The following is a 13,824-nucleotide window of genomic DNA, read 5'->3' on the forward strand; positions in this document are numbered from 1 at the left end:
TGAGCTAAGTATCTCAACTATATCAAAATATTATCCTATTATTTGTAAATAGTAAAGAAGGGGTTGTGGCAAAACAGAAAAAGCTTTCTGTTCTACAACACCCCCTTGGATATTAACGTTTTGGTAATTTATTACATACCGTTTAACAAGTTTTTCTTCAGCAGTGCCAAATCAATTGCATCAATTACACTATCGTTATTCAGGTCACCTGTTTTAAGGTCGTCTTCTACAGGGAAATCATTGATTAAACCGAGTAGGTACTTTTTCATCATGGCATAGTCAGTTGAATCAACGCTGCCATCCCCATTGACATCTCCTGTAAGTACAGGGGGTATACCTCCGCCTGTAAACTGAAACCAGTTAAGGTTGAACATGTATCCGCTGCCTCCGGTGAATTTAAGGTACAAATTGTGTATACCGCTGGCTCCGCTGACATTGCATGTTACGTCTGCCCAGGTCTGCCATCCTCCTGTGGACGTCACCGGACAAGTTCCTACTAAAGGCCCTGTAATACTGTCCAGCCTGATTTCAATATTTCCTCCGCTGGCACCACTGGCTACTCTGGCCTTAAAACCCGTAACTCCGTTTTTGAAATCAAAATTCTTGTAAACCGTATAATCTCCATTTTCAATATATCCTACGTCCTGTCCACCTTCGCTGCAGTTTTCAGTTTGAATTCCTGATTGTGAGGAGAAACTCTCAGCTTCAATTTGTGAAGCCGAACCGTTCACTCTCAGCAATGCATCCGATTCACCTACCTTCACACCTGACGAGTTTACTACAAATAATTTGTACGTCCCAGCCGTTTCAGGTGTTACAATTGATGTAGCAGTTCCTGCCGCCTTGGTCATAGTTGGCCCTACAACAAAATTTGTTGTCCCGGCGGGAGCAAACCATACTGTATTTGCTGCATTTCCGCTACTTCTTATGTTTAAATCAGCTCCACATTTTGTTGCACAGCTTGCAGGGAATACATAATCCTGAACCGGGAACAGATTACTTGGCAGAATGCTTCTGTATGCTTCCTGAACTCCAGCGTTCAAAGCTATATTGTACTGTGCCAAAGGCCACACATTATCCGGAACTGCAATTGGCATATCAATTGTACTGCTTGGTGGGTTTTTACCCATTTTATTAACCGTTGCATAGGTTCTTTGTATTGTTAAGTCGTGTTTTTGTCCGTAATCTTCACAATTGATTGTGTACGTTACCCCCGGACTAATATCAAGTACATTATCATTTTCAGTTATATATGCGCTTCCTTCGTCGTTATGTAAACCATAAGTTGGTCCTGTTGAATTATCAGGAATTCCCTTGACATAATTCTCATTAATAGTAGTATAAGGCATTTGCCCTATTGTATATATTGCTCCGCTGTCATGCAGCCTGTTTAATGCGTTATATACACGGTTATTATTTATTACGTTGTCCTTACAGGTATTTGAGTCAAGGAAATTACACCAGCCCCACCCAAGTGTTATACCGTTATAGCCTGTGGTGTGAACTGTGTTATACGTTACCTTGAGCTTGTTTACAAAGAATGCAGTAACACCGGCACATCCCCCGAATCCGGGAGCAGTGCTGCAATCCCACAGCATATTATTGTTGATTACAACATTGGTACAAATACCTTCTACACCCGGTGCGTACTTCTGGTGTTCTCCGCCGTCTCCCAAGTACACATGCTGTGGATGACCTACCGTAATACCGCTTGATGTGATGTCATAAATATAGTTACCAATCAGATTTGAATTTACAACATCGTTTACCATGGTAATTCCGTCGGCAGCACTGTGCTTTATTATATTGCCTGTAAAATTAATTGAATCACTGCTGCTTACGTTTATCATACCCGGATATGTATCCAGAAGAGTGTATTTTGTGTCATGCCAATTACCATTATAATAAGCTATAAATCCGTCTGCACTCTGGCAAGTTGTTCTGCCGTAAGAGTCTCCGACTTTAATAAGGTTCCAGTCCGTATTTGCAAAGGTAATGCCCTGGAAAGTTATATTCTTGACTCTGTTTGTATTTGACTTCCCTGAGATGTCTATGAGCTTCTCTAAAACAGGAGCCTCAACATCGGCAGTTGCCATGTCCTCACCTGAGCGCGGATAATAATACAGAGTTTTTGTAGTCTTGTTAAAATAAAATTGTCCCGGTGAATTTAAAAACTCAAATGCATTGTAAATTGTATGGGTACTGGTAGTGGTGAAAGCTGCACCCCAACCGGGCAATTGCGCTATTGCTCCATATGGCTGCTGCAAAAGCAGTATTCTGGAAGTACCGGACGTAATAACATCCCTTGTACAAACAATATTTTCGTTCCAAGTGGAACCGTTTACTATTTCAAGGTCATCCTTATTGCTTGTAATTTCCGGTACATCGGACGCATTATACTTAACTCCGTCACTATTGCTGCCGCTTGTCCAAGCCCAGCTGGCCTGTCCCTTTGTAACAGTATAAGTTCCATATCCGCCCTGACCTTTTACTGTTTTTTTGGTCATCTGGGCTCTCTTATCATTTACAAAAAGGTATCTTAATTTAGTATTTCTGTTTAAGGTAGCCTTATATATATTGCCATTATATTGAGTCCACCCTGTAACCTTTGTTGCACCGTTTAAAACAGGTATTTCACCCTGATATGCCTGATAAAATATCCTGAATCCGTTTGTCCCTGAATCTTCCGGCCCAAAAGTAATTGTATTGGTTAAACGATAGTCTCCTCCTCTTAAATAAACATAAATGTCACCGGTCATATTTTGGTTTATAGTACGTACAACATCCCTGGCCTTTGTGATTGTCTGAAAGGGTGCATCAATGGTTCCGGGATTACTGTCACTTCCCGTAGGGGATACGAAATAGACCGTCTGGGTTGCCGCAGAAACAACCATTGGGGAAACTGTAAAAGTTAAGATACTGCATAAGACAATTACAATAGAAAGAGTTAATGATATAAACCTTTTTGTCGCCTTATTTTTTAGCATACTTTTCCTCCTTATTTTAATTTACATTAAGATAGTTTTGAAATAATGTACAACAGAAATTATAAAAAAACCTATGATAATCCATACCCTGACCTGACACTTGTACGGGGAGTTCTTCCAAATTACATATATGTACCGATTATCTATAGGCCAAATGTAAAGAATAGGAGTAAAATGAAAAGAGAATGATTAGTAAATCTGTTTTTCATTATAGAATGTAAACCGTTTCCAAATCAATATAAATCCTTTTGACATTGGTATATTAATTTTAATAATTATTTATGATAGGACGAAAAAATATATAAATTGTATTATTTCAAAAATATTTTGTTCACTTTTTTTAAATTTTGTTAATTTTTTTATACAAGCTAAAAAAGGCATCTCAAGGATTCTGAAGGAACATCCTTGAAATGCCTTTTATTTTATGTTTAAAGCTTAAAACTTATTATCTCCTCCAAAAAGACCTCCAAGAATTCCCCCTCCAATGCCTGCAATACCTGACTGTTGGTCATGATGGCGTGCTCCTGCGGATGAAAGTCTGTCTGATAATCTGGCAAGAGGTAGACTTTGCAGGAATACAATGCCGGGGCCTGTCAGCTTTGCAAGGAATAATCCCTCTCCGCCGAAAAGTGCATTTTTAAAGCCTCCAACAGATTGGATATCATAGTCTACACTTGGTGAAAAAGCCACCAGACATCCTGTGTCAACTCTCAGAGTTTCGCCGGGAAGAAGGTTTTTCTGAATAATCGTTCCCCCTGAATGGACGAATGCCATTCCGTCGCCAATCAACCTTTGAAGAATAAAACCTTCTCCACCAAAGAAGCCTGCTCCAAGCTTTCTGGTAAAAGCTATCTCAATGTCCACTCCGCTTGCAGCACACAAGAAGGAGTCTTTTTGACACAGAAAATTGCCCCCCAGCTTTGTTAAATCCAATGGGATTATCTTACCGGGATAAGGTGCTGAAAATGCAACGTGCTGCTTTGATGCACCCGCATTATAAAAAGTAGTGATAAAAAAGCTTTCTCCCGTAAGCATTCTCTTGAATCCCTTAAAAGCTCCGCCATCTGTGGATGTCTGCATCATAATTCCATCTTCCATATACATCATTGCACCGGCTTCAGCCCTAACACCTTCTGATGGGTCCAATTCTATCTCCACTATCTGCATATCGTCCCCATAAATTTTATAATCAATAACGTCTGCCATATTAACCTCCTAAAATTTTTATTACTTATTTAGATACAATATAATACGTTTTAAATATATATTAGTCTGCTCTTTTTACCCACTGTGAGTATGGAACTGAATATTTAGCCGCCAGTAGTATTGCCTCCGTCATGCTTATCTCACTGGCGATTCCCTTCCCGGCAATATCATAAGCTGTTCCATGGTCAACGGATGTTCGCAGGAACGGAAGTCCTAAGGTAATTGCTATTGTTCTTTCAAAGTCCAATGTTTTTGTAGCTATGTGTCCCTGATCGTGATATAGGGACAATACCGAATTATATCTGCCTGTTAGTGCAAGATGGAACACAGAGTCCGGGCCTACAGGGCCTTCCACGTTAAACCCGCGCCTTTTCGCCTCCTGAATTGCAGGAGTAATGTTTTCCGATTCTTCTAATCCGAAGAGACCATTGTCGCCGCTGTGGGGATTTAATCCGGCTACAGCCATTGTCCCCTCTTTTATTCCAAGGCTTTGCAAGGCTTGTGTGCATCTTTCGACGTAATCCAGTAATCTGTCCTTGGTCACCATATCACAAGCCTTCCTCAGAGATACATGGCGGGTAAGAAAAAATACTCTCATTCCCCTGACTTCAAACATAGTAAGGGGGTCTTTGGTGTCTGTCAGTCCGGCAAGTATTTCCGTATGCCCGATAAATTCTATTCCGGCCGCTTTTAGTGAAGGCTTGTTTATAGGGGTTGTTGCTATTGCAGAAAGTTTTCCTTCCATAGCAAGCTCCACACTCTTTTTTATATACTCGAAGGAAGCCCGGCCATTTTCTGCCTGAACCTTTCCGTACTCCAGACAATCAGGATTTATTATTTTTAAATCCACTACGTTTATAGTTCTTTTGTCTAAATCTATCCTATCAATACCTTCTGCTTTATTAACATTGGTTTGTATGCCGCATATCCGGGCTGCCTTTTCAATAACTCCGGCATCACCTATTACCAAAGGATTACATACTTTGTAAATCTCATCATTAGCCAGTGCTTTTACTATTATCTCGGAACCTATTCCTGCGGGATCTCCCATGGGAATCCCGATTATGGGTTTAAGCATTTTATCCCCTCCTGTTAATACTATTATAATATATCTGTTTATACCCGAGGAATATGTGTATTTTAAAATTGTTGACATTTTATTCAACTGGTAATAATATAATACTGTACTAAGTGTACTATTATTGTTAATACAGTTACAAGGAGGTGCTTATGATACAATTAGATTTTAAAGACCCCAGACCCATTTATGAACAAATTAAAGATAAAATCAAGGAGCTGGTTATAACCGGGGCAGTTGAAACTGACGACAAAATACCGTCGGTAAGAGAGCTTGCTCAAACTCTTACCATAAACCCCAATACAATTCAGAAAGCATATAAAGACCTTGAATCCGAGGGAATAATTTATTCGGTTAAAGGCAAGGGTAATTTTATAGCCCCATTGGATAAAAGCTCTGTAGACCCAAGACGTAAAGAGCTTTTGCTCAATATTCAGAAAACGGTGGAAGAATTGATTTTTCTTCATACACCGCAGCAGGCAGTAATCGATGTAATTCAGAACACATATAGTAAAAAGGAGGCATCCCAATGATTCATGTTAAATCTTTGAGCAAATCCTACGGGGACTTTAAGGCACTTGATTCCCTTGATATTCATATAAAAGAGGGTTCAGTCTATGGGCTTTTGGGACCTAACGGTTCAGGCAAAACTACACTGATAAAACATTTGACCGGTATTTATAAAAACGAGTCAGGCTCTATTGCCATAGATGGTAAATCCGTTTTTGATAATCCCGAAACAAAATCCAAAATAGTTTATATATCCGATGACCTATTTTTCTTTTCACAGTACAGTATAAAGGAAATGGCTTCTTTCTATGCCAGCATGTATCCAGGTTGGAGGTGGGAGAGATTTAATACTCTAAAGCAGGTATTTCCAATTGACATAAATCGTAGAGTCGTAAAGCTTTCAAAAGGTATGCAGAAACAGGTAGCCTTCTGGCTTGGAATTTCAGCAAAGCCAAAGGTGATGATACTGGATGAACCCGTTGACGGACTTGACCCGGTTATGAGAAAAAAGGTATGGAATCTGATACTTCAGGATGTTGCAGAATACGGAACAACGGTTCTGGTATCCTCTCACAACCTACGTGAGCTGGAAGACATATGTGATCATGTTGGTATTCTATATCAGGGTAAAATGATGGTTGAGCGTGAGCTTGATAATATGAAATCAGATATTCACAAGCTTCAGCTTGCATACTCAGGTAATACACCTGATAATTTATTCAAGGATGGAGAGGTATTACATCGTACCCAGAACGGAAGCGTGCTGCAATTAATTGTCAGGGGTAACAAGGATGCATTAATATCCCATGTCAAGTCAACAAACCCTGTTGTAATGGATATTCTGCCGCTTTCCCTTGAGGAAATTTTCATTTATGAATTAGGGGGTAAAGGTTATGAAATCGAAAACATCCTTATTTAAGAAAGGCTTAATTTTAAGTGATCTGAAGCGTTATTGGTGGGTCAGTGTAATTTTTTCAATAGGACTTATCCTGACTATGCCTCTGGCACATTACATGCAAAAATTTAATATGAATTCTGACAATTCCAATATTAGATTTATTAAAGAGGCTATAGAACGTGAACTTAACTTCCATAGCGGAGTAAGTCTGTTGTTTCCAGCTGTTATTCCTGTTATTATTGCAGTTTTAGCCTACAGGTATATTCAAAAGGGTCGTCAAGCTTCTTTGTACCACAGTCTTCCCGTTACTAGGGCAGAACTGTATTTTAACAGTTTTGTTTCAGCACTGATATTATATGTTGTGCCCTTATTGATAAATGTTTTCGTTATGGGCTTGCTGAACTCCTTTAGCTTTTTATCTGATTTTTATACAATGGGACTTATTTTCAAATGGTTTGGGCTATCCCTTTTATATGGAATTTTATTTATGTCCATGACAATTTTTGTTGGCATGTTTACGGGAAGTTCCGTTGCCCAGATAGTATTTGTTTATATTTTGAATCTACTTCCTTTATTTTTCTTTGAGACTATAAGAGCAAATCTATCTTCGTTGCTATATGGTTTTGCAACTTATTCAAATACCGGTTTTTACCGCAAATTGCCTATGACGATGCTCTTTAGCAACAGCATAGAACTTACACCTCGGATGGTGGTTGGTTATATAGTTTTATCAGTGCTACTGCTGGCGGGAGGTCTTATTGCGTTTAAACTCAGAAGACCTGAAACCGCCGGTGACATCATAACCTTCAAGCCCATACGTCCCGTGTTTATATACGGTGTGACAGTTTGTGCAACACTAGTCGGCGGAGCTTATTTTCTTGGTATTAGCAGAGCCTCCGTCCCCTTTGCAATATTCGGATATTTCCTATGTGCATTAATCGGCTATGTAGTAGTTCAAATGGTAACAAACAAAACCTTTAAAGTACTTAATACCTACAAGGGTTATGTGGGGTATGCACTGGTATTAATAATTATGCTGTTAGGTGTCAAGTTTGATATTTTCGGATATGTAAACAAAGTTCCTGCTGCTGATGAGATTGCAAACGTTTACATGGGGTACAACATATACTGGTGGGAAGACCGAGACAATGAAAAATATCTAAGCCCTTCAAATGACAATACTACCATTTATAAAGAAACTGCAAACATAAAAAACATCACTGAGCTTCATAAGATGATTCTGGAAAGCAGGAGCAAGGAAGGTTTTCCTACCTACATTGCCTACACCCTTAAAAACGGTAAAAAAATCGTCAGGTATTATAATCTGGATAATAACCTGTATGCTTCTACGCTAGGCCCTATATATGAAAGCAAGGAATACAAAAACGGCAGATTTCCGGTACTGCATCAGGAAGCAGATGATATTAAGTATATACAAGTACATGATTATACAAACAAACAACCTATAGTTATTTCTGATAAGGAAAAGCTCAGAAGCTTTATTACTGAAATCCGGAAGGATATTAACGGTTTTAACTATGAGCAGCTTACTTCCTCTAATGAGGATAGACTCTGGATAGACATTATGGACAACAATGACAGGATTGTTTCATATGGAGTAAATTCAAACTACATTAACACATTAAACTGGTTTAGCTATAACAACAATCAGTAAAAAAAGTTCGGGCAGTAAAGGCGATTTTGCCATTACTGCCCGATCCTTTTTGCCCCTCTTGTTAATTATCTTTTATGGGAGCCTTTCTTATCAACAAATATGACAATACTGAAAGTAAAATCGTAGAAACAAGGAATACAGCAACTGCGCTTATAGGTCCGTAGCTTCCGGTTACTCCGAACATGGTAGTTATTCCATTGTATACCCAATTAACAGTAGAAGTTGAACAAAAGTTATAAATTATATACGGGAGTACCAGTATAAAAAAGGCCGGAACTCCAATTGATACACATATCTTTTGTATTTTGTTCATTCTGTAATATCCCAGTGTTATAAAATATCCAAGAGTTATTGCACACATGTACAGTGTTATGCTCCATAATAAAGAAATCACTATATTTCCGTTACTTTGCGTTTTGTCCTGATAAAGCATACCATACAAAGTATTATAATTTGTTATTCGGTTAAATATAGCTACCAAAGCCCTATCAATAACCGCCATACCCACCGTTACAGGAATTGCAGCCAAGAAAAAGCTCTTGAACTGGGTTCTCCTTGGTACGCCATTGGACATTAAAAATAAATAATTTTTTCGAAAAGAGTTTAATCCTACTACAAACAAAAATATTGCCGATATCATTTCAATTCCGTTAAATGAGCTGTTACCCTCTGATGTGACAGAAGAAAAAAAGATTGTTAGTAGTGCTATAATTAAATAGAAAATCAAGACAGAGTTCTTTATATCTGAAAATATATATTTAGAAGTTGTTTTTAATCTCATTAATAATCCCCTCCATTATCTATTAGTCATGTGAATAAATAGTTTCTGTAAATCAGGTTTTGTAACTTCCAGTCCGTCGGGAAAACCTGCCTTATCCAAATGCCCAAGTACATATGCACATTTGATTCCCCCTATTGTATCCGCTCCAAGTACATTTTTTCCGGCAGTAAAACCGTCAACCGCCGATATACTTCCAGTTATGGCATAACCCTGTGACAGAACGCTCTCAACGGATTCATTTAAAATCAATTTGCCTGATTTTATTATTATAACGTCTTCAATTATGTCTGCCGCTTCTTCAATCAAGTGTGTTGAAATGACAATAGTTTTGGGCTTTTCACTGTAATTTTTAAGCAATTCCTTATAAAACAGGTCACGATGATTTGCATCAAGTCCCAGAACAGGCTCATCTAAAAGAATAAAAGGCACATTGCAGGATAATGCTAAAATCATTTTGAATATAGATGTATAACCTGTAGACAAAGTCTTTATCTTTTGACTCAATTTAAGGGAAAACTTCTCACACAATTCAGAAGCATATTCATAGTCAAAATCGGTGTAGAATTCTTTAGTCCAATTAAACGCCTTTTTTACCGTCATATTCTCAGGATAGTAATTCTTTTCAGCCATAAAATATATCTTTGATAATGCATTATCATTCTCTATAACATTTTCACCGTCTACTAGAATCTTTCCTTCCGTAGGGAAAATCCTGTTTGTAATCAGGTTAAGCAAGGTTGTCTTTCCTGCTCCGTTACGCCCCAGCAGTCCATAAATCTTATTTTCTTCCAGTTTCAGGCTGATATTTTCCAGGGCTATCACATCTGCGAATTTTTTTGTTATATTTTTGATTTCCATTTGACTCATATTTCAAACCCTCTTTCCAACATTTTTAATATATCCTCTTTTGAAATTGAAAGCTTCTTTGCTTCTGTAACAAGAGATTTTATATAGATTTCAAAAAAATCTACCTTCCGTTGTTCAAGTATTTTTTCTTTTGCTCCATTTGCAACAAACATGCCAAGCCCCCTCTTTTTATAAACAATTCCGTTATCAACTAAAATATTTATTCCCTTTAACGCAGTGGCCGGGTTTATTTTGTAGTTTACCGAGATCTCTGTTGTCGATGGAATTTGTGTCTCCTCTTGGTATGCCCCTGCTATAATGGCATCCTCCAATTCCTCAGAAAGTTGAAGATATATAGGTTTGTCATTATTAAAATCTAGCTTCATGCCTTCACCACCTAATTAGTCCGTTAGTTAATTACTTATATAACTAACTATATAACTAATGGACCTAAAAGTCAATACGTATATATAAATTTTTTACATACTTTCTAAAGCTTAAATCGTATAATTTACATATCTGAAATGAATATTGTACATAATTTACATATGAATCCCGATTTTAGGGGTATACGGAGGTAACATGCCTAATCTGGTTACTCACTATCTTTGCGGCTTGGAAGCTGTTAAAATGATTGAAAATAAAGAGTGCAAAAAACTCATTGAACTAAATAAAAACGTCTTTAATCTAGGGGTTCAGGGCCCCGATATACTTTTTTACTATGGTATCTGGCCTTGGTCTCCTAAAACGCAATATGGCACTATAGGGGAGAAATTTCATATATCTAAAGTGAATCTGGTATTCAGTGAAATGATTGATTACATTTTGAAGCAGGAGGGGAATGTAAAAGACATTCTTACTGTTTATTTTATGGGCTTTTTAAGCCATAACTGTCTGGACAGTATTACTCATCCTTATATTTTCTACAAATCAGGCTTCAAAACTGACGAGGATCCACGCACAAACCTGTATCAATACTATCACAGGCGTTTTGAGACTGCTATTGACGTATTGATGTGTAGTCGGCTCTTGAACAAAAAAGTCCATGAGATAAGAATTGACGGGCTCATAGGTATAACCGTCAGGGAGCGCAACGTAATCGGAGATATGTACGAAAGTGTTATAGCCTCAGTTTTTAATTATAATATCCCCGGTAAACTTATAGCAAAAGCCATAAAAGATATGAATACCGTAGAAAAAATCCTTAGGGATCCCCACGGTACAAAGAAGAAATTTGTAGCCGCCATAGACCAAGTTATCTATGGGTTTCCTCTATTCTCCAGCCTTATCTTTCCCTTACATATAAAGGATGGCTTTGATTACTTGAATCTTGCCAAAAATGAATGGGCCATGCCATATGATAAGGCCCACAAAAGTACTCTTTCATTTATAGAAATGTTTAAAGAAGCCTGCGACAGAACACAACGCTTTTGTCAGGTGCTGTATTCAACTATCACAGGGGATAATTCCAACGTTTCCTATGCCTTGAAACTTTTTGGGAACAATTCCTATACTTCAGGAATCAATTGTGACTTGACTGTCAAATTCAAGTACCACGATATTATTTTTGAACAACATGGTGTTTAAGCAGTCTCATAACCATATCAATGGTATCTGCCAGATCTTTTTTGCTCCTTGCTTTTGCTTTTTCAAAGGGCAAAGCTACCCTGTTAATACTTACAATAGCCGACACTCCCATTTCATATGCTGCTTCAGCTCCATCCCCCACATCACCAACTATGGCAATAACGGGAACATTCTTTCTTTTAGCACGGGCAGCTACACCAATAACAACTTTTCCTCTAAGACTTTGTTCGTCAATCCTTCCTTCCCCGGTGAAAATAAAGTCGGCATCTTTTATTATGTTATCAAAACCTACTAAATCAAGAACTGTTTCGATTCCGGGTTTGAGACTTCCTTTAAGGAAAGCCAGTATCCCTGCTCCCATTGCACCTGCTGCACCACTTCCCGGAATTTCTGAAACATCAACCCCCAGTTGACTTTTTATTGTATCGGCTAAATCCATAAGATTTTTGTCAAGCAGTAAAACCATTTCCTCGTCGGCCCCTTTTTGAGGTGCATAAACATGCGCCGCACCGGTTTTACCGTACATGGGATTGTCAATATCGCACATAGCAGTTATTTTACAATCCTTCAGAAGCCGTTCAGCCAAAGTGGTGTCAATATGAGCTATTTCTCCTAATGTAGCCCCTGTAGGAATAAACTCTTCTCCTGCCTTGTTTTTAAACCTTACTCCTAAAGCACATGCCATTCCGGTACCTCCATCGTTTGTACAACTTCCACCAAGGCCTATTATTATTTCACGGCAGCCGTTTTCTACAGCATGGCATATCATTGTACCTAGACCAAAGGTTGTAGTCTGAGAAGGATTAAGCCTCCCTTCTGCCAATGGAAGGCCTGCAAACATGGCTGTCTCCAGTATGGCTGTGTTGCCTTTTCTGGCGTAGTAGCCTTTAAGCTTTTCGTTGTAAGGGCCTGTTGCCTCAAGAGTAACTTTATCCGCTCCAAGGAGCTGTATGAAACAATCAGAAGTGCCTTCTCCTCCGTCAGCTACAGGTATTTCAAGGACTTCGCCGTCGGGATAAAACTGTTTTATTTTTGTTTTTATTATGCCACAAACCTCAACAGAACTCATACTGCCTTTAAAGGAGTCAGGAGCAATAACAAACTTCTTCATTTGGCATTCCTCTTTTCACGCTTATATGTACAAAAAGAACACATATTCCATATGAAATCTGTGTTCCTTTATTATTAAATAAGTTATGGTTTTTTATTATATTGAAAGGATATTGCTTAGTTCAAACAGCTCCTTGTCGATATCCTTCTTCATGGCTAATGCTTCATCTATATCTATATCAACAACTTTTGAATCCTTTACAGATATAATTCTGTTAAAGACACCATCTTTAAGCAATGTTACAGCTTTTGCTCCCATAACACTTGCCATAACTCTGTCCTGAATAGTCGGACTTCCACCTCTTTGGATATATCCCAAAACTGTTCCTCTGGTTTCTATTCCGGTAAGGTCTTCTATCTTCTTGGCAAGCTCCAGTGCTCCCCCTATTTTCTCAGCAACACCTTCAGCCAATATGATTATATAGTTTTTCTTTCCGCTATTTCTTCCCTGAATAATTTTTCTTATTATATCTTTATCAAAATCAAATTCTCTTTCAGGAAGGAGAACTACTTCCGCACCTCCTGCGATTCCTACATTCAAAGCTATATGTCCTGCACGACGTCCCATTACTTCAAGTACGCTGCATCGTTCATGTGAATATGCCGTATCTCTGATTTTGTCAAGCGCATCCTGAACAGTATTCATTGCTGTATCGTAACCTATTGTATATTCTGAACTTGCTATGTCATTATCAATTGTTCCCGGCAATCCCATAACCTTCATACCGAATTTGCTGAAATCTCTAGCTCCTCTGTATGAACCGTCACCGCCGATAACAACAAGTGCATCCATACCAAAAGCTTTTGAAATAGACATAGCCTTCTGCATGCCTTCGTCAGTTGTAAATGCCTTACATCTGGCAGTTTGAAGTATCGTTCCCCCACGGTGAATAATATCGGATACATCTCTGGCACTCATATCAAATATATCTCCGGTAATTAAACCATTGTAACCTTTCCTGATGCCCAGCATCTTGAACCCGTGATATATACCTGTTCTTACAACAGCACGTATGGCAGCATTCATTCCAGGTGCATCTCCGCCGCTGGTAAGTACTCCTATTGTTTTAATGTCGCTCATTTCAAACCCTCCCCGTAAACAGTAAAATCTGAATGTCGTATATATACATCAAATTTTTATACAAA

General features: G+C 38.4%; 12 protein-coding genes. 4 read left to right on the forward strand and 8 right to left on the reverse strand.

What is annotated here, in order from left to right; translation table 11 throughout:
- Window positions 1-131: 131 nt before the first annotated feature.
- From CLO1100_RS15155 to pdxA, 3 genes are all read right to left on the reverse strand, one after another.
- Window positions 132-2,987, reverse strand: coding sequence for a carbohydrate-binding protein (locus tag CLO1100_RS15155; protein ID WP_014314643.1), 2,856 nt, complete (start codon window positions 2,985-2,987; stop codon window positions 132-134).
- A gap of 435 nt (window positions 2,988-3,422) precedes the next feature.
- The gene (locus tag CLO1100_RS15160; protein WP_014314644.1) at window positions 3,423-4,193 is read right to left on the reverse strand and encodes a TIGR00266 family protein; all 771 of its coding nucleotides are present in this window, start codon (window positions 4,191-4,193) and stop codon (window positions 3,423-3,425) included.
- Between the two features lie 61 nt (window positions 4,194-4,254).
- Window positions 4,255-5,271 carry a 4-hydroxythreonine-4-phosphate dehydrogenase PdxA gene (pdxA, locus tag CLO1100_RS15165; RefSeq protein WP_014314645.1) on the reverse strand — a complete coding sequence of 339 codons (1,017 nt, stop codon included), beginning with the start codon at window positions 5,269-5,271 and terminating at the stop codon, window positions 4,255-4,257.
- A gap of 152 nt (window positions 5,272-5,423) precedes the next feature.
- Here pdxA and CLO1100_RS15170 point away from each other — a divergent pair, with 152 nt between their 5' ends.
- From CLO1100_RS15170 to CLO1100_RS15180, 3 genes are read left to right on the forward strand one after another with little or no spacing between them, the layout of a single operon-like run.
- The gene (locus CLO1100_RS15170; protein WP_014314646.1) at window positions 5,424-5,804 is read left to right on the forward strand and encodes a GntR family transcriptional regulator; all 381 of its coding nucleotides are present in this window, start codon (window positions 5,424-5,426) and stop codon (window positions 5,802-5,804) included.
- Entirely contained in the window at window positions 5,801-6,700 is a 900-nt protein-coding gene (locus tag CLO1100_RS15175; RefSeq protein ID WP_014314647.1) for an ABC transporter ATP-binding protein, read from the forward strand. Before CLO1100_RS15170 ends, CLO1100_RS15175 begins: the two co-directional genes overlap by 4 nt.
- Window positions 6,675-8,354, forward strand: coding sequence for a DUF6449 domain-containing protein (locus tag CLO1100_RS15180; protein ID WP_014314648.1), 1,680 nt, complete (start codon window positions 6,675-6,677; stop codon window positions 8,352-8,354). The genes CLO1100_RS15175 and CLO1100_RS15180 overlap by 26 nt, the downstream gene beginning before the upstream one ends.
- A 61-nt stretch (window positions 8,355-8,415) precedes the next feature.
- On the opposite strand, the gene CLO1100_RS15185 is transcribed toward CLO1100_RS15180, so the two are convergent.
- From CLO1100_RS15185 to CLO1100_RS15195, 3 genes are read right to left on the reverse strand one after another with little or no spacing between them, the layout of a single operon-like run.
- The gene (locus CLO1100_RS15185; protein WP_014314649.1) at window positions 8,416-9,135 is read right to left on the reverse strand and encodes a hypothetical protein; all 720 of its coding nucleotides are present in this window, start codon (window positions 9,133-9,135) and stop codon (window positions 8,416-8,418) included.
- Window positions 9,136-9,150: 15 nt separating this feature from the next.
- A complete protein-coding gene (locus CLO1100_RS15190) occupies window positions 9,151-10,002 on the reverse strand; it encodes an ABC transporter ATP-binding protein (RefSeq protein ID WP_014314650.1) in 852 nt (283 codons plus the stop codon).
- Window positions 9,999-10,367 carry a GntR family transcriptional regulator gene (locus CLO1100_RS15195; protein ID WP_014314651.1) on the reverse strand — a complete coding sequence of 123 codons (369 nt, stop codon included), beginning with the start codon at window positions 10,365-10,367 and terminating at the stop codon, window positions 9,999-10,001. Before CLO1100_RS15195 ends, CLO1100_RS15190 begins: the two co-directional genes overlap by 4 nt.
- Window positions 10,368-10,563: 196 nt before the next feature.
- Here CLO1100_RS15195 and CLO1100_RS15200 point away from each other — a divergent pair, with 196 nt between their 5' ends.
- On the forward strand, window positions 10,564-11,568 hold the full coding sequence (locus CLO1100_RS15200; protein WP_014314652.1) for a zinc dependent phospholipase C family protein: 1,005 nt from the start codon (window positions 10,564-10,566) through the stop codon (window positions 11,566-11,568).
- Here CLO1100_RS15200 and CLO1100_RS15205 read toward each other — a convergent pair.
- Both CLO1100_RS15205 and pfkA read right to left on the reverse strand, forming a co-directional pair.
- Window positions 11,543-12,679, reverse strand: coding sequence for a glycerate kinase (locus tag CLO1100_RS15205; RefSeq protein ID WP_014314653.1), 1,137 nt, complete (start codon window positions 12,677-12,679; stop codon window positions 11,543-11,545). The two genes, CLO1100_RS15200 and CLO1100_RS15205, sit on opposite strands and share 26 nt — an antisense overlap.
- A gap of 96 nt (window positions 12,680-12,775) precedes the next feature.
- The gene (pfkA, locus tag CLO1100_RS15210; protein WP_014314654.1) at window positions 12,776-13,759 is read right to left on the reverse strand and encodes a 6-phosphofructokinase; all 984 of its coding nucleotides are present in this window, start codon (window positions 13,757-13,759) and stop codon (window positions 12,776-12,778) included.
- Window positions 13,760-13,824: the final 65 nt, after the last annotated feature.

It is taken from the genome of Clostridium sp. BNL1100 (genome assembly GCF_000244875.1).
Lineage (GTDB): Bacteria > Bacillota > Clostridia > Acetivibrionales > DSM-1351 > Ruminiclostridium.